Source organism: Actinomadura pelletieri DSM 43383, from assembly GCF_003634705.1.
GTDB classification, from domain to species: Bacteria; Actinomycetota; Actinomycetes; order Streptosporangiales; family Streptosporangiaceae; genus Spirillospora; species Spirillospora pelletieri.
This window is the reverse complement of the sequence record NZ_RBWU01000004.1, coordinates 43,920-66,922: the sequence shown is the minus strand read 5'-3', so window position 1 is coordinate 66,922 and position 23,003 is coordinate 43,920. Positions and strand designations below refer to the sequence as shown.

At 71.1% G+C, this 23,003-nt stretch carries 23 protein-coding genes and 3 tRNA genes; 15 read left to right on the top strand and 11 right to left on the bottom strand.

All coding sequences use genetic code 11. The features are described from left to right. The first annotated feature begins 5 nt into the window (after window positions 1-5). The 4 genes from BZB76_RS18230 to BZB76_RS18215 are packed head-to-tail and all read left to right on the top strand — an operon-like array spanning window position 6 to window position 5,072. Window positions 6-2,531 (top strand): AMP-binding protein, encoded by a 2,526-nt coding sequence (locus BZB76_RS18230; protein WP_211343060.1) that lies wholly within the window; start codon window positions 6-8, stop codon window positions 2,529-2,531. A 45-nt stretch (window positions 2,532-2,576) separates the two neighbouring features. After that, complete coding sequence (locus tag BZB76_RS18225; protein ID WP_121435615.1) at window positions 2,577-3,416, top strand: 4Fe-4S dicluster domain-containing protein; 840 nt, start codon at window positions 2,577-2,579, stop codon at window positions 3,414-3,416. Next, complete coding sequence (gene nrfD / locus BZB76_RS18220) at window positions 3,413-4,438, top strand: NrfD/PsrC family molybdoenzyme membrane anchor subunit (RefSeq protein WP_121435614.1); 1,026 nt, start codon at window positions 3,413-3,415, stop codon at window positions 4,436-4,438. The genes BZB76_RS18225 and nrfD overlap by 4 nt, the downstream gene beginning before the upstream one ends. 40 nt (window positions 4,439-4,478) lie before the next feature. Then, window positions 4,479-5,072, top strand: coding sequence for a TetR/AcrR family transcriptional regulator (locus tag BZB76_RS18215; protein WP_170180673.1), 594 nt, complete (start codon window positions 4,479-4,481; stop codon window positions 5,070-5,072). Here the strand turns inward: BZB76_RS18215 and BZB76_RS18210 are convergent, their stop codons facing one another. Beyond that, window positions 5,073-5,600, bottom strand: a complete 528-nt coding sequence (locus tag BZB76_RS18210) for a DoxX family protein (protein ID WP_246007036.1) — start codon at window positions 5,598-5,600, stop codon at window positions 5,073-5,075. A gap of 167 nt (window positions 5,601-5,767) precedes the next feature. Here BZB76_RS18210 and BZB76_RS18205 point away from each other — a divergent pair, with 167 nt between their 5' ends. Together BZB76_RS18205 and qcrB are read left to right on the top strand one after the other, a co-directional pair. Then, entirely contained in the window at window positions 5,768-6,406 is a 639-nt protein-coding gene (locus BZB76_RS18205) for a hypothetical protein (RefSeq protein ID WP_121435612.1), read from the top strand. Between the two features lie 115 nt (window positions 6,407-6,521). After that, entirely contained in the window at window positions 6,522-8,210 is a 1,689-nt protein-coding gene (gene qcrB, locus BZB76_RS18200; protein WP_121436181.1) for a cytochrome bc1 complex cytochrome b subunit, read from the top strand. A 2-nt stretch (window positions 8,211-8,212) separates the two neighbouring features. Here qcrB and BZB76_RS18195 read toward each other — a convergent pair whose 3' ends face one another. Continuing rightward, window positions 8,213-8,773 carry a TetR/AcrR family transcriptional regulator gene (locus BZB76_RS18195; protein ID WP_121435611.1) on the bottom strand — a complete coding sequence of 187 codons (561 nt, stop codon included), beginning with the start codon at window positions 8,771-8,773 and terminating at the stop codon, window positions 8,213-8,215. 91 nt (window positions 8,774-8,864) lie between these two features. Here BZB76_RS18195 and BZB76_RS18190 point away from each other — a divergent pair, with 91 nt between their 5' ends. Further along, the gene (locus BZB76_RS18190) at window positions 8,865-9,251 is read left to right on the top strand and encodes a DUF3291 domain-containing protein (protein ID WP_121435610.1); all 387 of its coding nucleotides are present in this window, start codon (window positions 8,865-8,867) and stop codon (window positions 9,249-9,251) included. Window positions 9,252-9,279: 28 nt separating this feature from the next. On the opposite strand, the gene BZB76_RS18185 is transcribed toward BZB76_RS18190, so the two are convergent. The 4 genes from BZB76_RS18185 to BZB76_RS18170 form a co-directional block, all read right to left on the bottom strand. Next, window positions 9,280-9,984 carry a Crp/Fnr family transcriptional regulator gene (locus tag BZB76_RS18185; protein ID WP_246007035.1) on the bottom strand — a complete coding sequence of 235 codons (705 nt, stop codon included), beginning with the start codon at window positions 9,982-9,984 and terminating at the stop codon, window positions 9,280-9,282. A 131-nt stretch (window positions 9,985-10,115) separates the two neighbouring features. Continuing rightward, window positions 10,116-10,916, bottom strand: a complete 801-nt coding sequence (locus BZB76_RS18180) for a DUF427 domain-containing protein (RefSeq protein WP_121435609.1) — start codon at window positions 10,914-10,916, stop codon at window positions 10,116-10,118. A 27-nt stretch (window positions 10,917-10,943) separates the two neighbouring features. Continuing rightward, on the bottom strand, window positions 10,944-12,269 hold the full coding sequence (locus tag BZB76_RS18175) for an erythromycin esterase family protein (RefSeq protein ID WP_121435608.1): 1,326 nt from the start codon (window positions 12,267-12,269) through the stop codon (window positions 10,944-10,946). Between the two features lie 761 nt (window positions 12,270-13,030). Further along, complete coding sequence (locus BZB76_RS18170) at window positions 13,031-14,005, bottom strand: AraC-like ligand-binding domain-containing protein (RefSeq protein WP_117400970.1); 975 nt, start codon at window positions 14,003-14,005, stop codon at window positions 13,031-13,033. A gap of 259 nt (window positions 14,006-14,264) precedes the next feature. Between BZB76_RS18170 and BZB76_RS18165 the strand changes: the two genes are divergently transcribed. Next, window positions 14,265-14,918: a dioxygenase family protein gene (locus BZB76_RS18165; RefSeq protein WP_121435607.1), complete on the top strand. Its 654-nt coding sequence runs from the start codon at window positions 14,265-14,267 to the stop codon at window positions 14,916-14,918. Window positions 14,919-15,108: 190 nt separating this feature from the next. Continuing rightward, window positions 15,109-16,230, top strand: coding sequence for a DUF2637 domain-containing protein (locus BZB76_RS18160; RefSeq protein WP_170180672.1), 1,122 nt, complete (start codon window positions 15,109-15,111; stop codon window positions 16,228-16,230). 22 nt (window positions 16,231-16,252) lie between these two features. On the opposite strand, the gene BZB76_RS18155 is transcribed toward BZB76_RS18160, so the two are convergent. The 5 genes from BZB76_RS18155 to BZB76_RS18135 form a co-directional block, all read right to left on the bottom strand. Next, window positions 16,253-16,849 (bottom strand): YbhB/YbcL family Raf kinase inhibitor-like protein, encoded by a 597-nt coding sequence (locus BZB76_RS18155; protein WP_211343059.1) that lies wholly within the window; start codon window positions 16,847-16,849, stop codon window positions 16,253-16,255. Between the two features lie 282 nt (window positions 16,850-17,131). Next, entirely contained in the window at window positions 17,132-17,782 is a 651-nt protein-coding gene (locus tag BZB76_RS18150) for an SRPBCC family protein (protein ID WP_121435605.1), read from the bottom strand. Then, a complete protein-coding gene (locus tag BZB76_RS18145; protein WP_121435604.1) occupies window positions 17,779-18,135 on the bottom strand; it encodes an ArsR/SmtB family transcription factor in 357 nt (118 codons plus the stop codon). Before BZB76_RS18145 ends, BZB76_RS18150 begins: the two co-directional genes overlap by 4 nt. A 43-nt stretch (window positions 18,136-18,178) precedes the next feature. Beyond that, complete coding sequence (locus BZB76_RS18140) at window positions 18,179-18,778, bottom strand: FMN reductase (RefSeq protein ID WP_121435603.1); 600 nt, start codon at window positions 18,776-18,778, stop codon at window positions 18,179-18,181. Further along, the gene (locus BZB76_RS18135; RefSeq protein WP_121435602.1) at window positions 18,775-19,854 is read right to left on the bottom strand and encodes an LLM class flavin-dependent oxidoreductase; all 1,080 of its coding nucleotides are present in this window, start codon (window positions 19,852-19,854) and stop codon (window positions 18,775-18,777) included. The genes BZB76_RS18140 and BZB76_RS18135 overlap by 4 nt, the downstream gene beginning before the upstream one ends. A 146-nt stretch (window positions 19,855-20,000) precedes the next feature. Here BZB76_RS18135 and BZB76_RS18130 point away from each other — a divergent pair, with 146 nt between their 5' ends. From BZB76_RS18130 to BZB76_RS34245, 6 genes are all read left to right on the top strand, one after another. Then, window positions 20,001-20,807, top strand: coding sequence for a universal stress protein (locus tag BZB76_RS18130; RefSeq protein WP_121436178.1), 807 nt, complete (start codon window positions 20,001-20,003; stop codon window positions 20,805-20,807). 150 nt (window positions 20,808-20,957) lie between these two features. After that, window positions 20,958-21,926, top strand: coding sequence for a CHAP domain-containing protein (locus tag BZB76_RS18125; RefSeq protein WP_121435601.1), 969 nt, complete (start codon window positions 20,958-20,960; stop codon window positions 21,924-21,926). A gap of 33 nt (window positions 21,927-21,959) precedes the next feature. Continuing rightward, window positions 21,960-22,032, top strand: a tRNA-Gly gene (locus BZB76_RS18120). A gap of 29 nt (window positions 22,033-22,061) precedes the next feature. Continuing rightward, a tRNA-Cys gene (locus tag BZB76_RS18115) sits at window positions 22,062-22,132 on the top strand. Window positions 22,133-22,136: 4 nt separating this feature from the next. Further along, window positions 22,137-22,211 (top strand) — tRNA-Val (locus BZB76_RS18110). Between the two features lie 24 nt (window positions 22,212-22,235). Then, on the top strand, window positions 22,236-22,421 hold the full coding sequence (locus BZB76_RS34245; RefSeq protein WP_147449462.1) for a hypothetical protein: 186 nt from the start codon (window positions 22,236-22,238) through the stop codon (window positions 22,419-22,421). The last annotated feature ends 582 nt before the right edge of the window (window positions 22,422-23,003 follow it).

Sequence of the window (23,003 nt, the reverse complement as noted above, 5' to 3'; positions counted from 1 at the left end):
CCAGCGTGAGCAACCCCCACCCCAAGGTGCCCGCGGTCGTCCCCTTCGCCCGCGACCTCGCCGCGCACGGCGACCGCACGGCGGTCATCACCGCCGAGGGCGCACTCTCCTACCGTGAACTCGCCGACCGGGTGGCGGCCACCGGACGGCGGCTCGGCACCGGACGGCGACTCGTCCTGCTCGGCGGCGCCAACACCGTCGACACCCTCGTCGTCTATCTGGCGGCGCTGGCGTTCGGGCATCCCGTCCTGCTCGCACCGCACGACCGGCCCGACTTCCTGCGGTCACTGACCGACACCTACGACCCGGACGTCGTGGCCCACCCGGACGGGACGCTCGACGAGCGACGCACGGGCACCGCGCACACGCCGCACCCCGACCTCGCGCTGCTGCTCAGCACGTCCGGCTCCACGGGCTCACCGAAGCTCGTCCGGCTGTCGCACGAGAACCTGCAGGCGAACGCCGCGTCCATCGCCGTCTCGCTGGGCATCCGTGGCGACGACCGCGCCGCCACGACGCTGCCGATCTACTACTGCTACGGTTTGTCGGTCATCAACAGCCACCTCCATCGGGGGGCGGGCCTCGTCCTCACCGACCTCTCGGTGAGCGACGACCGCTTCTGGACGCTGTTCCGCGACGCCCGTGGCACGACGCTCGCGGGCATCCCCTACACCTTCGAACTGCTGGACCGGGTGGGCTTCGCCGACATGCGGCTGCCGGACCTGCGCTGTGTCACCCAGGCCGGCGGACGGCTTCCACCCGCTCAGGTGGAACGCTACGCGGCGCTCGGGCGGCGGCACGGCTGGAACCTGGTCGTCATGTACGGCCAGACCGAGGCGACCGCCCGCATGGCCTACCTGCCGCCCGACCTGGCGTCCCGTCATCCGGAGGCGATCGGCGTCCCGATCCCGGGCGGCTCCTTCCGGCTGGAGCCGCTGCCGGACGTCCCCGGACCCGACACCGGCGAACTCGTGTACACGGGACCGAACGTCATGCTCGGATACGCCGAGCACCCCACCGACCTGGCCCTGGGCCGCACCGTCGACGAACTGCGCACCGGCGACGTCGCGCGGCGCCTCCCGGGCGGGCTGTACCAGATCGTCGGACGCCGCAGCAGGTTCGCCAAGCCCTATGGCCTGAGGATCGACCTCCAGCGCGTCGAGGAGACGCTCGCCGGACACGGCCTGACCGCGTGCTGCGCCGGCGACGACACGGGACTGGTCGTGGCCGTCACCGGCGACACCGCCGCCCGGAGCGTCCGGCGACTGGTCGCGGCCGAATGCGGCCTGCCCGCCAGGGCGGTCAGCGTGCACGTCCTGCCCGCCCTGCCCCGACTCCCCACCGGAAAGCCCGACCACGGTGCCGTGCTCCGGCTGGCCCGCGCCGAACCGGTGCCCACCACGGACCTGTGCCATCTGTACGCCGAGATCCTGGACCATCCCGGCGTCACCGAGAACGACACCTTCGTGGGCCTCGGGGGCGACTCGCTGTCCTATGTGGAGATGTCGCTGAAACTGGAGGAGGCCCTCGGCCACCTTCCCCCGGACTGGCCCACACGGCGCATCCGCGACCTGCGACGCACGGCCCGCGGCACCAGGCTGCGGACTCTGGAGACGGGCATCGCGCTGCGCGCCACCGCGATCGTCCTCATCGTCGGCTCCCACATCGGCCTGTTCTGGATCCAGGGCGGGGCACACGTCCTGCTGGCGGTGGCGGGCCACAACTTCGCCCGCTTCCACCTCACCTCCGCGGGACGGGCCGAGCGCCGCCGGCACGTCCTGGGCACACTGGCCCGGATCGCCGTGCCGAGCGTCGTCTGGATCGTCCTCGCGGCGCTCCTCACCGCCGACTACCACCTGGTCGACGCGCTGCTGCTGAAGAGCGCGACCGGGCACAACAGCAACTACTGGTTCATCGAGGTGATCGTCTACGTTCTGCTCGCCATGGCCGCGTGGCTCGGCGTCCCGGCCGTGGACAGGCTGGAACGACGCTCGCCCTTCACCTTCGCCCTCGGCGTTCTGCTGGCCACGCTGGTCGTCCGCTACGACTTCGCCGGCCTCACGAACCTGCCGGACGCGATCACCGCACTGTGGATGTTCCCCCTCGGCTGGGCCGCGGCGAAGGCGACCGGCATGGGCCGACGCCTCCTGGTGACCGCGATCGGCCTGGCCACGATCCCCGGATACTTCGGCCCGGACGAACAGCTCAGGACGACCGTCCTCATCGTCGGCGTGAGCCTGCTGATCTGGCTCCCGCTCTTGCCGAGCACCGCCTGGCTCAACCGCCTCACCGCCCTGCTGGCAGCCGGATCGCTCTACGTCTACCTGGTTCACTGGCAGGTCTACCCGCTGCTCGAGGAGCGCTCCGAACTCCTGGCCCTGCTCGCCTCGCTCGCGGCGGGCCTGGCCTACACCGCCGTCGCCACGAGGGCCGTCCGCCATGCGACACGGCGAACCGGCGGGACGACGCGATCCGGTTCGCCGACGAGGCGACACCCGCCGCGCGACCGACGGCGGCTCGAACGGGTGTAGGGAGCGTGTCGGCGGGAAGGCGCACCGTGGGACGGAGGTGGTGGCATGGGAGGTCTGGTCGGACGGAACCTGCTCGCCGGAGCCGAACCCGACGCGACGCCGCGGATGGGGTTCTTCACCGACACGTCGGTGTGCATCGGGTGCAAGGCGTGCGAGGTGGCGTGCAAGGAGTGGAACGCCGTGCCCGAGGACGGGCTGGAGTTCACCGGCATGTCCTACGACAACACCCAGGGCCTCGGCGCCGACACCTGGCGGCACGTCGCGTTCATCGAGCAGGACAAGCCTGTGGGCCGGGCCGACAGCGACATGCGCTGGCTGATGGCGTCCGACGTCTGCAAGCACTGCACACGCGCCGGTTGCCTGGACGTCTGCCCGACCGGTTCGCTGTTCCGGACGGAGTTCGGCACCGTCGTCGTCCAGGAGGACATCTGTAACGGCTGCGGGTACTGCATCCCGGCCTGCCCCTACGGCGTCATCGACCAGCGCAAGGGCGACGGGCGCGCGTGGAAGTGCACGATGTGCTACGACCGGATCGGCGTCGGGATGGAACCGGCGTGCGCGAAGGCGTGCCCCACCGACTCCATCCAGTACGGCCCCCTCGACGAACTGCGCGAGCGCGCCGCGATGCGCGTCGACCAGCTGCACGAACTCGGTGTCGACGACGCGCGCCTGTACGGTCACGACCCGGACGACGGTGTCGGCGGCGACGGCGCGTTCTTCCTCCTGCTGGACGAGCCGGAGGTGTACGGGCTGCCACCCGATCCCGTCGTCACCACGCGCGACCTGCCGTCCATGTGGAAGCACGCGGGGATGGCCGCCGCCACGCTGCTCGGCGGGCTCGCCGCGGTCTTCGCCGTCCACGGCCGCGCGGGAGGCGGACGATGAGCGACCCGGACCCGCCTGGGAACACGAGCGAGAGCACGGGCGGGAAGGACATGCGGAAGGCCCGGGTCGGTGAGGGCGTGCGGCACCGCCGCCGGGGGCGGGGTAAGAACCGGGGCGAGAAGGCGATGGTGCCGGAGGCCGAGTTCACGTCCTACTACGGCAAGCCGATCCTGAACCCGCCCGTCTGGAAGTCGTTCGACGTCGCCGGGTACTTCTTCCTCGGCGGTCTCGCCGGGGCGGGTTCGGTGCTGGCCGCGGGCGCGGGGTTCACCGGCCGTCCCCGCGTCGCACGGGCACTGAAGATCTCCTCGCTCGCCGCCCTCGGCGGGTCGACCGCCGCGTTGATCCACGACCTCGGACGGCCCGAACGGTTCGCCAACATGCTGCGGGTCATGAAGCCGACGTCGCCGATGAGCATGGGTTCCTGGCTGCTGGCCGCCTACGGTCCCGCCGTGGGCGGTGCCGCCGTCCTGGACGTGACCGGATGGGGGCCGCGGCTCGGCCGGGCCGCCACCGCCGGGGCCGCGGCGCTGGGGCCGGTCGTCGCCACCTACACCGCCGTGCTGGCCGCCGACACGGCCGTGCCCGGGTGGCACGAGGCGCACCGCGAGCTGCCGTTCGTGTTCGCCGGTTCGGCCACGGCCGCCGCGTCCGGCATGGCGCTGGTCGCGGGCCCGGTCGGCGAGACGGGGCCGATGCGCACCGCGGCGGTTCTCGGCACGGCCCTGGAACTGGCGTCGGCGAAGGTGATGCGGCGTCGCATGGGGATGGTCGCCGAGACGTACACGACGGGCAGGGCCGGCAAGCTCCTGCGCGCGGCCGACATCCTGTCGGTCGCGGGGGCCACCGGCGCCGTGCTCGGCGGGCGCCACCGCGCCGCGGCGGCGCTCGCCGGGGCGGCGCTGCTGGCGGGCTCGGCCTGCACCCGCTTCGGCGTCTTCCACGCGGGAGTCCAGTCGGCGCGGGACCCCAAGTACACCGTGATTCCACAACGGGAGCGGCTCCGGGCCGCCGCTGGGTAGGCTGGCCCCTCACTGGAGGCACAGGAGAGGGGCCCTGCCCGTGCCCGGTCAGCCCGCCGAGAGGGCGCGCATCATCGACGCCGCGTACCGGTGCCTCGCGGAGGCGCGCGGCGCCTCGGTGTCCATCACCGACATCCTGGCCGCGGCGGGCCTGTCGACCCGCGCGTTCTACCGGCACTTCGAGTCCAAGGACGCGCTGCTGCTGGCGCTGTTCCGCCGGGACAGCACCCGGGTGATGACCGAGCTGCGGGAGCTCGCCGCCTCCGCCGCGTCCCCGGCCGAGGCGCTGACCGCGCTGATCGCGGGGATGCTGGCGATCACCGCGGACGAGCGTCGCGAGAGGGTTCTCGCGCTCGCCTCCGGTGAGACGGTCCGCGCCCGTGGCTACGCCGGGGAGCGGGGACGTGTCACCGCCGAGCAGGAGACGATCATCGCGGAGATCCTCGCGGCGGGACGCGCGGACGGCTCGTTCCCCTGGACCGATCCCGGCCCGGACGCGCGGTTCGTCCGCGCCGCGCTCGGCCAGGCGTTCGACGACCAGCTGGCGGGCCTGGCCCGGGCCGAGGCGGCGGAGACCGCGGCCCAGATCACGGCGTTCGCGCTCCGCGCGCTCGGGGCCCGTCCGGCCGGCTGATCAGCTCTGCGGCTCCTTCGCCGGGCGCCAGAAGACCGCCAGGAGCAGCGCGCCGCCGAGCCCGCCCGCGAGCGCGGTGATCGCGAGGCCGGGCCAACCGGACAGGTCGTCCGTCACACCGAGCGCGCGGTCGACGGACACCGCGCCACCGCCGAGGGCTCCCAGCGCGCACGCCACCATGATGATCATCAGGACGTACTCGTAGCCCTGGCCGGGGCGGAAGATGAAGAAGCCGTTGCGCAGGTGCGCGGTGACGAACGCGACCAGCATCGTGCCGACCGCGCCCGCCGCCGCGAGCGGGGTGAGGAGCCCGAGGACGAGCAGGACGCCCGCGCCGAGTTCGGTGCCGGTGGCCATCAGCGCGTGCAGTTTCCCGGGCCGCAGCCCCATCGACTCGAACCAGCCCGCCGTGCCCTCGATCCGGCCGCCGCCGAACGCGTGGTTCCAGCCGTGGGCGACGAGGGTGCCGCCCACGGAGATCCGCAGGATGAGGGAGGCGATGTCGACGCCCGCCGCGTCCATGGCCATGCGCGGCCCCTTTCCGCCCGGAGGATGATTCCCGCCAAGGTACCGCCCGCATACTCCTCGTGCGGTGGGGCAGATCACAGGAGACAGGCTCCGGATCGTGTCACATTCCGCCAGCCCGATCCATCTTCATAGTGGAGGTGCCCGGTCGGGAGAGGTTGGGAGGCGGCATGGGCGAGCCACGGCGGTTCGACCTCACGATGCTGGACGCGACGTACGACGCGTTCCGGCGCGACATGGCCCGGCTGGAGGCCGCGGCGGGGGCGGACGGCGCGCTCACCGGTGTGGCGGTCGCGAACACCTGGTGCCTGTTCACCTCGTACTGGCGCGTCCAGGACATCGCCGAGAAACGCGCCCTCTGGACGGTGATGTACGCGACGGAGGCGGGCGCCCCGGGGCACGTCGGAGCCGTCCTCGACGCCATGGCGGTGCGGGCGCTGCGGGTCGTCCCGTTGATGGACGCCGTCGACGCGGCGCTGGAGCGGCGCGACCGGCCCTTGTTCGCCCGGTACGTGCGGGACCTGCGCGGGGCGGTGTGCGCGCTGCTCGACTTCAAGGAGTCGGACGTCCTGCCGCTGATCTCGTCCACGCTCACGCCGTACGAGTGGGGGACGTTCGACGTCGAGTTCCGTCGCGAACTCGGCGTCCGGAACCTCGGCGTCTTCCTGCCATGGCTGCTGGACGACGCGCCCGAGCCCACCCGCCGCGCGGTGCTGCGGCTGCTGCCGCCGCCGGTCCGGCTCGTCTACCGGACGAGCTGGCGGCCCCGCTACCGGCGCCGCAGCAGGCTCGCCGTACCCGCCTGTTGAGGCCGCCCATCCCCGTGTGACGGGGCCCACATCAGCCGGATGTCACATTCCTCCGCGGTCGTCGGTCTTATCCGCAGAGCGTCGATTTCCACACGCCAAGGAGAGGGACGTGACGATGGCGGGGAATTCAGGGGCCGTCAGCGGTACGGGAGGGCGCGCGCGGGCGTCGGGGAAGCCGCCGCGGGCGGTGGACGCCTCGGCGCGGGCCCTCGACGAGCGGTTCGGCACGACCGGCTTCCTGCGCAAGTCCATGCGCAAGGCGTTCCCGGACCAGTGGAGCTTCCTGCTCGGCGAGATCGCCATGTACTCGTTCGTGATCATCCTGCTCACCGGGGTGTTCCTCACGCTGTTCTTCAAGCCGAGCATGCACGAGGTGATCTACGACGGCTCGTACACGAAGCTGAAGGGCGTGGCGATGAGCGAGGCCTACGCCTCCACGCTCAAGATCAGTTTCGATGTGCGGGGCGGGCTGCTCGTCCGGCAGCTGCACCACTGGGCGACGCTGATCTTCATGGCGGCGATCCTCGTCCACCTGCTGCGCAACTTCTTCACCGGCGCGTTCCGCAAGCCGCGCGAGCTGAACTGGCTGATCGGTCTCGTCATGCTCGTGCTGGTGATGTTCAACGGGCTGTTCGGCTACTCCCTGCCGGACGACCTGCTGTCCGGCACCGGGCTGCGCGTCCTGGAGGGCGTCACGCTGTCCGTCCCGCTGGTCGGCACCTACCTGGTGATGTTCCTGTTCGGCGGCGAGTTCCCCGGCACCGACATCATCCCCCGGCTGTACGTGATCCACGTCCTGCTGATCCCCGGGATCCTGGCCGCGTTGATCCCGCTGCACGCGATCGTGCTGACCTGGCGGCAGACGCACACCCAGTTCCCCGGCAAGGGCAGCTCGAACACGACCGTCCGCGGCTACCCGTTCTTCCCCGTCTTCATCGGCAAGACCACCGCGTTCTTCCTGTGGGTGCTGGGGGTCTCGACGCTGCTGGCGGCGTTCGTCCAGATCAACCCCGTCTGGCTGTACGGGCCGTACGACCCGGGCGCGATCAGCTCCGGGTCGCAGCCCGACTGGTACATGGGCTGGCTGGAGGGCGGGCTGCGGATCATGCCCGCCTGGGAGATCGACGTGTTGGGGCACACGATCTCGCTCAGCGTGGCGATTCCCGGGCTGGTGGTCCTCGGGCTGCTGATCGGCGGGCTCGCCGCGTACCCGTTCGTGGAACGCTGGGTCACCGGGGACCACGAGACCCACCATCTGCTCGACCGGCCGCGCGACGTCCCGGCGCGCACCGGCATCGGCGTCGCCGGCGTCGTGTTCTACGGGGTGCTGTGGCTCGCGGGCGGCAACGACGTCGTCGCCGAACGGTTCCACATCTCGCTGTACTGGACGACATGGATCTTCCGCGGCCTGGTGATCCTCGGGCCGATCCTCGGCTACATCATCGCCTACCGCATCTGCCTGGGACTGCAACGCCGGGACCTCGGCATCGCCGGACACGGGCTGGAGACCGGCATCATCCGCATGTCGCCGGAGGGCCGGTTCAGCGAGGTCGAGCGGCCCATGTCGGACGAGGAGATCGGAGCGATCACCGATCCGCGCCCGCCGGTGGCGGTCCCGCTGGACGTCCCGCCGCCCGTCGAGGGCGTCGAGAGTCCACGCGCCCGCCGCGGGACGCAGCGGGTGCGCGCCGCGCTGAACCGCCGGTTCCGGGCGGACCTGGCCACCGTGCCCGAACGGCACGCGCCGGAGGACGCCGACGACGGGCGACGCGCGATCAACGGCGCGGACTCCGACTCCGGCTGATCTCAGCGCTCGAACAGCCGGGCGATGACGGGACGGGCCAGCGTCACCGGATCGTCGTCCGGCTCCGTGGGGATGGCGCCGCTCAGCCAGAGATGCGCGAACCCGTGGACGATCGACCAGGCGGCGAGCCGGGCGGTCCGCTCGTCCTCGGCTGCGCCCGGTGAGACGGTGTGGACGAGCCGTCCGAGGACCCGGTCGGCGCGGGCGCGGGCGGCGGTGACGTCCGGGTCGTCGGTCCGGTAGAGCGCGGGGGTGAAGATGACCTCGAAGTACGCGCGGTGGTCGACGGCGAAGCGGATGTAGGCGAGGCCGGTCTCGTGCAGGTCGTCGCCCGCGGCCTCGAGCGCGTCCGCGAACCGGGCGTAGCCCTCGGCGGCGACGGCGGTCAGCACGCCCGCCTTGTCGCCGAAGTGGTGGGCGGGCGCCGCATGGGAGACCCCGGCGCGGCGGGCCAGCTCGCGCAGGCTCCAGCCGGCCGGTCCGCGCTCGGCGATCGCCTCGACGGCGGCCTGCAGAACGGCCCTGCGCAGGTCGCCGTGATGGTAGCTCGACTGTTCGGTCATGCACAGGAATCCTATCTTGTCATTGACAAGTCGTCCTCCGATCCGGCAATCTAGCCAGTGACAAGATATCTGCGCGAGATGGGGGGCCGTGATGCCGACACTGCCATGGGCCACGCTGATCGAGGACGAACCGGAGACCAGGGTGGTGGTCATGGCCTCCCGGCTAGAGGTGCGCTCACTGCGCCATGTGCCGGGCTTCCTGCGCGCCTCGCTCCTGCTGCTCCGGCAGGCCCGCCGCGCGGACGGCGCCCACGGCGTGGCGTTGAAGGCCGAACCGTTCAGGCGGACGTTCTGGACGCTCTCGGCGTGGAGCGACCGCAAGTCCCTGGCCGCCTACTCCAAGGCCGAACCGCACGCGTCCACCATGCGCCGCCAGCGCGCGGTGATGCGCGACTCCGCGTTCGTCTTCTGGGAGGCCACGGTCGGCGACCTGCCGATCGACTGGGCCGAGGCACGGCGGCGGCTCGCCGAGTCGTGACCCCGGACCGGTCGACACGGCAGGGTGGTCAGTCGGGTTCCTTGGCGAACTCGCGCAGGCCCGGCAGGTCCACGATGACGATCTTGCGCCAGCCGGTTCTGATCAGGCCCCGGCCGCGCAGCCCGTTGAGGGCGCGGGCGACCGTCTCCCGGGACGCGTCCATCCAGCTCCCGAGCTCCTCCTGCGACAGCGGCGGGCCGATCTCGATCGACCCGTCCGGCGCGGGCGGGGCGTGCAGGGCCGACAGCTCCGCCAGGTCGGTCAGGAGCGCGGCGAGCCGTTGCGGGCCGCGGCTGCTCATCTGGGCCGTCAGCCGCCGGTCGGAGTCGTCGAGACGCTGCACAAAGGTGCTGGTGACGAGCATCCACACGTCCGGGTGCTCGTCCAGGAAACCGGTGAAGCGCGCGGCGGGCACCACCAGCCCGCGGACGGGCGACAGCGCGGTCACCGTCGCCGACCGGGTCCGGCCGCCCAGCACCGCGCTCTCGGCGATCAGATCGCCGGGACCCCGCACGGCCAGCACCACGTCATGACCGTCCTCGGTCGCCGAGGTCACCTTCGCCCAGCCCCGCTCCATGATGATCACATGGTCGGACTCGTCCCCCTGGTACACCAGGGGCGTCTTCACCGGGTACTGCCGGGGCCGCGCCGCCCGGCGCAGCGCCGCCCGCTGCGCCGGGTCCAGCACGGCCCAGAAACCCGGACGCGGGGAGGACGCCGCGTACGGTGGCACCAGCCCGCCTCCCTTGCCTGTGGCCTGACAGCGCCTGTGACTTGACAGCACAGTAACCCGAAGTCGTCACATGGGCACGATGATGACGGACGGTGCGTCCGCAACCGGTCCGGGCGCGGAGGCGACGCCGTTCACCGGCCCGGCGGCGGCGTGGCCTCGCTCGTCGTCTCGATGGTCAGGGCCTCATGGTCGAAGGACAGATGACCGCCGATCTTGGCGGCGTCCACGAGGGGCTCCTCGTACGACCACGCGGCGTCCTCCGCGCCGTCCAGCGACCAGTACGTCGCCTCCCCCTTGTAGGGGCAGACGGTCCGTTTCCGGCTCTCGCGCAGCAGGTCGCGGCGCACGTCGGCGGCCGGGATGTAGAACCGGTTCGGCAGCCCCGTCTCCGACAGCAGCATCGGCCGCCCGGTCTCGGCGATCACCTCGCCGTCCAGCAGCACGCGGACGCGCCGGGACGAGGCGCGGGCGTCGACGCGGTGGAACGGGTCGCGCAGGTGGCCGTGGACCTCCTCGTCCTCGTCGTACCAGGCGTCCATCGGACGCCAGTAGAACGCCAGATGTCCGCGCAGCCACGCCGACTCCGGCTTCGGCTCCGGGTACGCCCACACGGCGTTCTCGGCGGCCCGGTCGCCGACACGGACCGTCCAGTACGCGGCGTCGCCCTTGAACGGGCAGTGGGTCGTGTGGTCGGTCGGCTCCAGCAGGTCGGCCCGCACGTCCGCCTCCGGGACGTACAGGACGGGCAGCAGCCCCGTCTCGTGCAGCAGCTTCCCTCGTTCGGTGTCCAGGACGGTCTCCCCCGCGAAGACCGCGCGGACACGGCGGGGGAAGTCGTGCATGAACAGCCGGTGCCGCGGACCGTCGATGGTGAAGTTGACCTCGTCTCCCGGCGAGCCGGCGAGCGGTCCCGGCCGCATGGTCAGCGACATTTCGGTGTCTCCGTTGTTCTCGTGTCGTCAGACTCCGGTGGGCATCGTCTCCAGTTCACCACGGCGCGCCGCCTCCAGATGCAGCGGCTGCAGCGCGGAGGTGGCACGGAACCAGCACAGCGCGTCATACCGGTCGGCCAGCCTGGTCGGGACGTAGTGGCGCCGGTCCGCGTCCGGGTCGTAGACCACGCCGATCGCGCGGTGCCCGAGCGTCCGGGTGAGGAACGCGGGCTTGTCCTCCTCGGGCGGCACGACGAACAGGCCGCGATGCAGCTCCGACTCGGCCAGCACCTCCTCCAGCGACCCGTGGACCGGCGGCGGGACGTGCATGATCTCCATCGGGGCGCCCCAGCGCGGCGCGGCGACCGTCTCCCCGGGACCCCCGGCGAAGCCGACCAGGACGACCTGGTCTCGGCCGTGCCGTTCGCGTGCCAGCCGGCCGAGACTGACCATCCCGGCCGCGGCCATGTCCGTGGCCCGCGCGTCGCCCACGTGCGTGTTGTGCGCCCACACGACGGCCTTGCCGGGCCCGTCCGACGCGGCGTGGAACGCCATGAGCCGGTCGAGGGTGTCGGCCATGTGGGTCTCCCGGACGTTCCACGAGTCCGGCCCGCCGCCGATCATGGTGCGGTAGTAGCGTTCGGCGTTCGCGACGACCTCGGCGTTCTGCCGGGCGTCGAGCTCCGCCGTCGGGTCGCCGGCACCGCCGCGCCCCACGGGACGGCGGAGCCTGGTCAGCAGCGCCAGGATCTCCTCCTCGCAGCCGCCCGGCACCAGGGCGGTGTTCCATCCGTAGGCCCGCGGATCCGCGCCGTGCGGCTCGAAGCAGCGGTACGCCTCCAGCGCCGTCGCGAGATACTCCGGATGGTGCTCCGCCAGGTAGTCGATGACGGCTCGCAGCGACTCCCACAGGCTGTAGACGTCCAGCCCGTAGAACCCGGTCCGCTCCCCCGGCGGCAGGCCCGCGTTACGGTCCCGCAGCCAGCGGCAGAACCTGGCGGTCTCCTCGTTGGCCCACATCCACGTCGGCCACCGCTCGTAGGCGTCGAGCGCGTCCCGCGGGTCGTCCACCGAGCCGGGCGCGAGCGTCACCGAACGCCCCACCCTGCGGCAGTCCGGCCAGTCGCCCTCGACCGCGACGATCGAGAACCCGCGTTCGGCGACCAGCCGCCGGGTCAGCGCGGCCCGCCACGCGTAGTACTCGTGCGTCCCGTGGCTGGCCTCGCCGATCAGGACGCAGCGGGCCGTGCCGATCCGGTCCATGAGCGGATCGAGGTCGTCCTCGTACTCCAACGGCAGCGCCGCGCCGACCACCTCACCGGCGTTCGCGTCGGGACCTCTTGGACGTGGCATCGGCGTACCTCCCTTCGTCGTCCTCCCCGCGTTCCCCGGATCGGCCGATCGATGCAGCCGATCCGGGGGGTTCGCGACAAATCCGGAAGGGAGCGAAAAGGGACCTAGGACCCGTTCCAACGCGGCCTCGAACCCCACACGCGAACGCGTGACCCGCCCGGCGCAGCAACGCCAAAGCGAGCGGCACCGAGCGGATCGCGAAGCAACGCCGCGTCCGCCCAGACCCGGCCACGCAGCAAGCCGCAAGACGAGCAAAGTGCGGCCGGTCCTGCAACCAACACAGCGACCTCAACCCGCACCCGAACGCGCGACCCGCCCGGCGCAGCGACGCCGAAGGCAAGCGGCACCGAGCGGATCGCGAAGCGACGCCGCGTTCGCCCCAGGAACGGTCACGTAGCGAGCCGCAAGGCGAGCGAAGTGGGCCGGTCCTGCAATAAACACAGCGACCTCAGCCCGCACGCGAACGCGATACCCGCCCGGCGCAGCGACGCCGAAGGCGAGCTGAACCGGGCGGATCGCGAAGCGACGCCGCGTCCGCCCAGACCCGGCCACGCAGCAAGCCGTATGGCGAGCAAAGTGCGGCCGGCCCTGCAACCAACACAGCGACCTCAACCCGCACCCGAACGCGTTACCCGCCCGGTGCAGCAAAGCCGAAGGCAAGCGGCACCGGGCGGATCGCGAAGCGATGCGCGTTCGCCCAGGAACGGTCACGTAGCGAGCCGCCAGGCGAGCGCAGTGGGCCGGGCCTGCAATGAATACAGCTAGACGTCTCGCAGGATTCCGGTGGTGGCGGCGCGGTACGCGGTGGGCGTGACGCCGTAGGCGGCGCGGAAGGCGCGGCTGAAGGCCGCGGCGTCGGGCAGCCCCCAGCGGTTGGCGATCGCGCCGATACGCTGCGTGCCGAGGAACGGGTCGCCGAGTTCACGGCGGCAGTGTTCGAGGCGGCGGGTGCGGACGTAGCGGGCGACGGTCGTGCCCGCGGGCTGGAACACCCGGTACAGCTGCCGGACGGAGATGTGGTGTGCCTCGGCGATCGTGGCCGGGGACAGCGCGGGGTCGTGCAGTCTTGCCTCGATCCATTCCTTGATGGCGCGCAGCATCTCCGCTCCCTCCGGGGACGGGGTCGGCGGGGCGCCCAGCCACTCGCTGGCCGCCCCGGTCACCAGCTCGACGATGGCGCCGCCGAGATGGTGGGCGTAGGGCTCGTCGGCGGCGGCGCCGTCGGTGTCGCCGTCCTCGGCGAGGGCGCCGAGGAGCGAGGAGACGAGCCTGCCGTGCCGGGACTGCTCGGCGAGCAGGATGCCGCCGAAGGCGGCCAGCCGCTCGGGCGGGAGCGGCACGGCACGGTGCGGGATCACGACGGTGAAGATGTGGTGCGCGTCGAAACAGATCTCGACCGGACGGGTGAGGTCGTAGAACACCACGTCGCCGACGCCGACGCGGGTGTGGCGGCCGTTCTGTCGCAGAACGAACGAGCCGCGCAGGACGAGACCGAGCTTGTAGCACTCCCTGGTGTCGTGGGCGATCTGGCGGGCACTGCGGCGCACCATGTGCGCGGGGGCGTACACATCTCCGGCTTCGACGGGGCCGAACGTGCGGGCGGACAGCCGCGCGGTGAAGGGACCGGGGAGCCGCGGCTGGATATGGAAAGGACCGAACGCCGAGTTGATCAGGTGACGCCAGTAATCGGCCTGATCTTGGGCAGCATGATCCGAGGTGTCAGCGAGCGTAGGCATGACGCTCCTCCGAGGTTGGCGGGCGGGGGGTCTCGGACGCCAACCGCCAGGTTTCTACGGAGCGTCGTGAAGGTCAATGAGCGAGTCGGCACGACGCTGGCGGCGGGCTTTGTCACTCGACGCCAAAGGTCGGGCAGGGAAACCCAAGACCGGCCCCATCTGACCGGCTTATACATGTCGCGACGCACTCCCTGGGAGCCCCGCATCCGGTGTCCGGAAGATCCCGGTACACCGGACGATCTCGAGAGGAAATCCCCCCATGCCAGAGGACGAGCAGGAACAGCTGCAATCGGGCATCAGCCGCAAGAACTTCATCGTCGCAGCGGGCATCGGCGCGCTGGCGGTCCCCACCGCCGTGTCCGTGGCGACCTCGGCCCAGGCTGACACCCGCACCCCGCCGCGGAAGCTCGAACTGACGCCGAAGTGCACCGACGGCGATGACGACCCCACCCCAGCGCAGACCGAGGGCCCGTACTTCACCCCCGGTTCGCCAGAGCGCAAGGACATCAGGGCCGGCAAGCCGGGAACCCTGCTCACCGTGAGCGGGATCGTGTACGGCCTGGACTGCAAGCCGGTTGCCCGAGCGCTGCTCGACTTCTGGCAGGCGGACAACGCCGGCGTGTACGACAACCGCGGCTACATCTTCCGCGGCCACCAGTACACGGACGAGCAGGGTCGTTACGTCCTGACGACGATCGTGCCCGGCCTGTACCCGGGACGCACCCGGCACATCCACGTCAAGGTCCAGGCGCCGGGCGCGCGGATCCTGACGACGCAGATGTACTTCCCGAACGAGCCGCGCAACCAGACCGACACGATCTACGACCCGCGGTTGCTGATGAAGATGGGTACCGACCAGAACGGGCGGACCGGGAACCTGGACTTCGTCGTCCGCACCGCTCGGCGGCGGTAACGACGAGTAAGGTTCCGTAGCTCCCGCGGAATCCCAGTCCCCGCCCGGGCACCGGCGCACCCCGGCGGGGACATCCGCATGTCCGGACCGACCGTGAACTGCTCGAAATCCCCCACGGACCGTCAAAGGAATGGATAGTCTCCCAGCGATCACTCTTGGTTGTGTAAGGAAATCTGGGAGCACACGCGGCATGAACGCTGCCAACCGGGCACAGGTCATCACACGGTGGGGGGCCATCGCCTTCATGGCGGCCGCGGTCCTGACGGCCACCGCCGGCGGCTTCGCCCAGTCCTACGCCGGGCTCTACCACTGGGCCCTGGACCACGGCCTGCGGGGCTGGAAGGCCGAGTCGTTCCCCCTGCTGGTCGACCTGTTCATCATCGTCGGGGAACTCGGCCTCTTCCTGCTGGCCGTCGACGCCTTCGTGCTGCGCCGCCGGGCCCTGCTGAGCTGGCTGGACTTCTTCCTGCCGCTGACCATCGCCCTCGCCGGCTGGACGGCCAGCCTGGTCTTCAACGTGGGCCACGTCGGGAACAAGACGTTCTCCTACCAGGCGACGGCGGCCGTCCCGCCCATCGTGTCGATGCTCGGCTTGTTCGTCCTGCTGCGGACCCTGCACCGGTACGTGTCACAGGAGGTCGAGGAGCAGCCGGAGAAACAGCCGGAACCGCAGACGCGCGCCATCACCGGGCCCGTCACCCTGAACCAGATCACGCTGTTGCCGCTGCGGAATACCGGCCCGTTCCCGCAGATCCAGGTTCCCGGTCACTCCGGAAAGGTCGCCATCGAGTCGGGCACCCAGTCCGCCGCCACCGCCGAGAACGCCGCCACGACCGGGCAGGCGCCCGCGAAACCCGAGCCGGAACCCAAGCCCAAGCGGGACCAGGACGCCGGAGCCGGAGCCGTCGCATCCGTCCCGCAGGCGCCGGCGCCCATGCCGGAACCCGCGCCGGAGCTGGCGGTCGTCAGCGCCGCGGCGCGCGGAAGCCTCAACGGCCACGGCGCCGCGGTCGAGGAGGTCGCCGCACCGGCCCCCGACCCGGAGACCCTGCGTTCCCTCGTCATCGAGATCCTCGAACGCCGCCACGGCGACATCGCCGCGACCCTCGCCGACGTGCGGGCCGAGGGCTACACCTGCGACGAGGCCGACATCCGGCGGATCAGCGACAACCACTGGTTCCCGTACGCGGTGTACCGGCTGCTGGCCAAGCACGGCGGTGACGGTGACCTGGTCGCCCAGGAACTCCGGTCGCAGGGCATCACCTACGACCAGGCCGCGCTCGACGAACTCGTCCGCTCCTGGCGCGTCTGAACCTCGCCGGTCTCGGCGCGGTCTACGACTCCCCGGAGATCGTCGCCGAGCCCAGCGACGCCCTGGTGATGGAGTTGGCCGCGGTCTGGATCGTGGAGTTCTCGTTCAGTTCCGTCAGGGTCGCCCGGTCGAGCGCGTAGACGGTGAACGTGTAGGTGTTCACCGACCTCGGTGAACAGGGGCCCTGGTAACCCCACAGGGAGGCGCTCCCGCGGTAGTAGATCTGCCGGGAGCCCTTGGGCACCGAGGGCTGGTACACGTGCTCGACTTTCTGCGGCAGTGCGGTGACCGCCGGCTCGATGTCGTAGATGATCCAGTGCAGCAGGTTCCGGTTGTCGACGTCCCGCATGATGATCGCGTAGCTCAGCGCACCGTCCGGCGCGCCGGACCACTCCAGCGGCGGCGACTCGTTCTTCTTGCGCGGGTCGTTGTCACCGCTGCTCGTGCACTCGTGGACGGTCGGGATCGTGCCACCGTTCCGGAAGGCGCTGCTCGTCACCGTGAAGGCGGCGCCGGGAGCGGCGCCGTCCGGGGCCGGGAGCGTCGCGGCGGCCGCGACGGAGGTGCCACCGGCGGACATGACGAGCAGGGCCGACAACGCGACTCGTTTGATGATCACGGAGGGCTCCTTGCAGGTTGGTGCGCTGACTCCCCCGCCCTCACCCGATGAGCGTTCAACCACTCGGTGAGCGTTGGACGCAGCGTACGAGCGTCGGTCCGGGCACGCCATGGCAGGCGTTGCCGGATGGAGGCCCGCTCTTGTCCGTCCCTGCCAATTTCGGGCGAATTCTGGTCAGCGACCGTCAGCAGCTCGCGTCCTGCCTGAGTGCCCCGCGTGAGTGCCCCGCGTGAGTGCCCCGCGTGAGTGCCCCGCGTCAGTGACCCGCGTGAGTGGCCTGGGTCAGTGGCCGCCGTCCTGTGAAGGCGTGTCCCCGGTGTAGGCGGCGATGGTCCGGTCGGCGGCGGCGCGGCACATGGCCTCGTCGTCGCCGGTGGCGACATGCGCCCTGAACCAGCCCTCGCCGCTCTGGCGCATGAACTCCTTGGCCTCCTCAGTGGCGGACCACTCCTTGCCGAGATCCGCGGGGGCGTCCATACCGGACGACACGTGCAGGGCGAGACCGAGCAGGCCCATGTCCCAGCCGATGCCGACCGCGCCGGGACCGAACTGCTCCCAGTGGTCGTCGACGTGGGCGATGTGCTCCAGTTCGAAGCGGGCCCGGCCGCCGTCCTCGGGCGTCAGCCGGACCTCGATCCAGCTGGTCTGGCCGCCGTACTCCCAGGTCGCGGAGAAGCCCTTGGGCGGGTCACAGTGCTCGATCGTCCCGCTGGCGTTGCCCTCCAGCTCGTACCTGCCGCCGAGGCGCAGTTCCCCGGAGACGGGCAGGAACCAACGGGCGATGCGGTCGGCGTTGGTCACGGCGTCCCACAGGTCCTCGACGTCGGTGTCGTAGGTCTGGCTCACCGTGAGGGTCCGGGCGGTGCCGGCCTCCAGGACCCGTTCACCGACCCGCCGCCGGACCGCGTTGATCTGCCCCGTCACTTCGATCATTGTTCGCTCCCTGAGTCGCTCTCGGCGCGGCGACGGGCGCGCCTGCCGCGCGCGATCTCCGTCGCCAGGGCGTCCAGATGCGGCGTCCAGTACCGGCGGAACCGGCCGAGCCAGGCGTCGATCTCCCGCAGCGGACCGGGCTCGACGGAGTAGAGCCGCCGCGTCCCCTCCGCCCGCACGACCGCGAACCCGCTGTCGCGCAGCACCTTCAGATGCTGCGACACCGCGGGCTGCGAGATCCCGAACTCCTCCCGGATGACCGTGGACACCTCGCCGGAGGACCGCTCGCCGTCGGCGAGCAGCTCCAGGATTCTGCGCCGCACCGGATCACCCAACACATCGAACGCGTGCACGACCCCAAGCTACAGGATTCGCTTATATAAGCCAAACCTTAAGCTATTGGCCGGCGCCCTGGGCCAGGAGCTTCTCGAACGGGACGGGCTCGTCGTACGGGTCGGCCTTCGCCGGCGCGGGACGGGCCTCCATCAGCGCGGCCAGCTCGGCGGCGGCGCGGTCGACGCGGTCGGCGAGCCCGCCCTCCCCGCCCCAGTCGGTGGACGCCGCGTACACGCCGGTCGGGACGACGGCGGCCCGCAGGTAGGCCAGCAGCGGGCGCATGGCGTAGTCGATGGCCAGGGAGTGCCGTTCGGTGCCGCCGGTCGCGCCGAGCAGTACCGGCGTGCCGTCCAGGGCGTCCCGCTCGACGACGTCGAAGAACGTCTTGCACAGGCCGCTGTAGGAGGCGTTGAAGACGGGCGTCACGGCGATCAGGCCGTCGGCGTTCGTCACCGTCTCGACCGCGGCGCGGAACGTCCCGGACGGGAAGCCGGTGAGGGCGGCGTCGACCATCGCGTGCGCGTGGTCGCGCAGCTCGATCGTCTCGACGGAGACGTCCCGCCGCAGCGCCGCGACGGTCGCCGCGGCGAGCCGGTCGGCGAGGAGCCGGGTGGACGACGGCCGTCCGAGCCCGGCGGAGATGACGGCGAGCGTGGTCATCGGACCTCCTCGGTGAGTCGCGAGGCGTGGGTGGGCGCGGTCGCGGGCACGTGCGCCGGGCGCAGCGCCTCGAACTCCCTGCGCAGCACCGGCACGACCTCCTCCCCCAGCAGGTCGATCTGCTCCAGGACGGTCTTCAGCGGAAGTCCCGCGTGGTCCATCAGGAAGAGCTGCCGCTGGTAGTCGCCGAAGTGGTCGCGGAACGACAGGGTCTTCTCGATGACCTGCTGCGGGCTGCCCACCGTCAGCGGGGTCTCGGCCGTGAACTCCTCCAGCGACGGGCCGTGCCCGTACACCGGGGCGTTGTCGAAGTAGGGCCGGAACTCGCGGACGGCGTCCTGGGAGTTCTTCCGCATGAACACCTGCCCGCCGAGGCCGACGATCGCCTGGTCGGCGGACCCGTGCCCGTAGTGCTCGTAGCGCCGCCGGTAGAGGCCGATGAGCTTCTGGAAGTGCTCCTTCGGCCAGAAGATGTGGTTGGCGAAGAACCCGTCGCCGTAGTAGGCGGCCTGCTCGGCGATCTCCGGGCTGCGGATCGAGCCGTGCCAGACGAACGGCGGCACGCCGTCCAGCGGGCGCGGGGTCGAGGTGAACGACTGCAACGGCGTGCGGAACCGCCCCTCCCAGTCGACGACGTCCTCCCGCCAGAGCCGGTGCAGCAGGTGGTAGTTCTCGATGGCGAGGTCGATGCCGTCGCGGATGTCCTTGCCGAACCAGGGGTAGACCGGGGCGGTGTTGCCGCGGCCCATCATCAGGTCCACCCGGCCGTCCGCCAGGTGCTGGAGCATCGCGAAGTCCTCGGCGATCTTCACCGGGTCGTTGGTGGTGATCAGCGTGGTCGCGGTGGAGAGGATCAGCCGCTCGGTGCGGGCGGCGACGTACCCGAGCATGGTCGTCGGGGAGGACGGCACGAACGGCGGGTTGTGGTGCTCGCCGGTGGCGAAGACGTCCAGACCCACCTCCTCGGCCTTGGCGGCGATCGCCACCATGGCCTTGATCCGCTCGGCCTCGGACGGGACGCGCCCGGTGGTCGGGTCGGGTGTGACGTCACCGACCGTGAAGATCCCGAACTGCATGCCGGCCTCCAAGTAGTAGAACGTTCAATCACCCTACCGAACCGCGCGGCCCCGGGCCCTATTCCTGACCGCCGGCGCGGCCGTCCACGCGGGGTCCACGGGCCACCCCTGGTCTGATCGGTGTCCTTCGGGGAATGCTGGGTCTCATGATCGGGGAACACGTCCTCGCCGGCTACGTCAACGACGCGGGCGGACGGGAGGCCCTGCACCTGGCGGCGTCCATCGCCGCGTTGACCGGCGGCCGGTTGAGCGTCGCGACCGTCCACCCGCCGAGCCTGCCCGCCGCCGCGGGCGAGGCCCGCACGCTGCTGGAACAGGCGTCCGAACTGCTCGACGACCGGCCCGCCGACCTGCACGTCCAGGAGGGACGCAGCGTCGGCCGCGGGCTCACCGTCCTCGCCAGCCGGATCGGCGCCGACCTGATCGTCGTCGGCTCCCCGGAGGGCGGCGCCCGGGGCCGTATCGGCATCGGCGCCGCCGCCGACCATCTGCTGCACTCGGCCACCGAGGCCGTCATGCTCGCCCCGTCCGGCCACACGCCGTCGGACGACCTGACCCGGATCACGGTCATGTACGTCCGGCGGCCCCAGTGCGACGACGCGGTCATCCGCGCCGCCCAGGCCTCCGAACGGCTGGAGATCCCGCTCCGCCTCGTCACCCTCGCGATCGGCGACGCCGCCGGGACCGAACAGCTCCGCGACGACCTCGCCCTCGCCATCCGCCTCGCCCTGGACTCGGCCGACCTGCCGCCCGAGGACGTGTCCGCCGACCTCGCCGAGGGCGACGACGTGGCCGACGCCCTCGACGACGTGGACTGGCAGGACGGCGAGATCCTCGTCTGCGCGTCCAGCGAGGACGCCGCCGCACACCGGGTCTTCCTCGGCGAGGTCGCCCTCAAGGTCCTGCGGGCCGCGCCGTGCCCCGTCACCGTCCTCCCTCGGGGCTACTTCTAGTAGCCCGATTTGGCCGGTTCTGCGGAACGGGTTGCCGCTCGCGGTTTACCTTCGCTACATTCCGTCGAGATCGGAACGTGACATTGGGCGCGTTCCGATTCCCCGGTCGGGCGCCACCCTGCCCGAACGAGCGAGGCGGCAGGGAGCGATATGGACCCGATCGGTAAGAAACTGCTCGACATCGCCAAGAAGGAACTCGGCTACACCGAGAAGAGCGACGGTTACACCAAGTTCGGCGAGTGGTACCGCAAGAACATCGACGGCGACCACGACGAGTATTTCTCGACCGCACCCTGGTGCGACATGTTCCTCGCCTGGGCCGCCGACAAGGCGGACGTCACCGAGCAGACGGGCCAGTTCGCCGCCACCGTCGACCACGCCAAGTGGTTCAAGAAGAACGACGCGTGGGGCAAGGAGCCCGAGCCGGGCGCCATCGTCTTCTACGACTGGAACGGCTCCGACGACATCGACCAGATCGACCACGTCGGCATCGTCGAGAAGGTCGACGGCAAGACCCTGCACACGATCGAGGGCAACGCCGACGGCTACAAGCTCATGCGCAAGACCCGCGACATGGACTCCGTCGTCGGCTTCGGCTACCCCTCCAAGGTCAAGGTCGCGGCCAAGTACACCCCCAAGCACGCCGCCCCGGCCCCCACCGTCGACAAGGTCGGCGCCCCCGCCACCAACTCCCCCACCACCACCCACGAACAGCAGCCGCCCAGCGTCGCCCCCGAGGGGCTCCCCACCCAGGAGGTCGTTCTCGGCGGCATCCTCGCCTTCGTTCTCTGCGGCACCGTCGCCCTCGCCGCCGGCAGGGTGGCCGCGGCCAAGGCGCCCGCCGCCTCGCCCATCCGGGTGCGCAAGCGCGGCAAGCACCACCGTCCGGCCGTTCCCGTCACCCTCCCGGCCGACCTCACCCCCGCCGACCTCGACTCCGCGGACGCCGGCACCACCGTCATGCCCGCCCTCTCCCTCGCGGCCGCCCACGAGGCCGAGGACCGCGAGTTCTGGGGCCGTATCGCCCACCTCGAGGAGGACTCCGAGCTCACGTTCTGGAACTCGCTGCACGCCGAACTCTCCGAGTCTCAGTACGCAAGCACACACGGATTCCGCTAGAGTTGTCCATGCGGGCCTTCCCGGCCCGCGCAGGCGGACGTGGCTCAGTTGGTAGAGCATCACCTTGCCAAGGTGAGGGTCGCGGGTTCGAATCCCGTCGTCCGCTCTGAGAGGCCCTCGATCAGGTCTCGCTCTGGTGGAGTGGCCGAGAGGCGAGGCAACGGCCTGCAAAGCCGTGTACACGGGTTCAAATCCCGTCTCCACCTCTAAGGGCGATTAGCTCAGTGGGAGAGCGCTACCTTGACACGGTAGAGGCCACTGGTTCAATCCCAGTATCGCCCACCACACATTACGCACGGCCAAGAAGCCTTGCGCGCGCAATTGACGGCCGAGCCCGACTGCGCGATGACCGCATTCTCGCCCATTAAAACCGCTCCGGTCTCCTTCACCCAAAGCAGTCGACAGCCGCAGGATCTGCACCAGGGCAACGGGCCTGATGACGGCTCCGGAATCCTGACCAAGACACCGGAAGGCCAGCCCAGCGGTACGGCGTGAACCCGCCCGGGACGACACGCCCCCACGCCCCTCCACAGCGCCCCCACCCACGACGCACCCAACCAACGCCGCACACCCAACCAACGCCACGCACCCAACCGACACCGCACACCCAACCGACACCGCACACCCAACCAACGCCACACACCCAACCAACGCCACACACCCAACCAACGCCACACACCCAACCAACGCCGCGCACCCAATCAACGCCGCGTGCCCAATCAACGCCGCGTGCCCAGCCGCAGACCGCCCGCCCAGGGCGCGTCTCCTCGATCGTCACAGCGAGCGACTGATCGTTACAGACACCCAGCCGCAGAGCGCCCGGCGAGGGCGCATCCCCGCGACGCGCCCATGCACAGCGCACCTCCACGACATGCTCACCGATGGCGTGCCAGGGCCCCGCGCGCGTATGCGTGGACGAAGCCGTCCAGGACGATCGGATCTGTTCGGGGCTGGTCTGTTCGGTGGTGATGCGGATCCGTCGGCCCGGCAGGTCGGGATCGTGCGCGCCTTGCGTCGGGGGGACGCCTGCCGGCATCAGGGCCCGCCGTCGCGAGGGTGGTGGTGTGGAACCGTCCG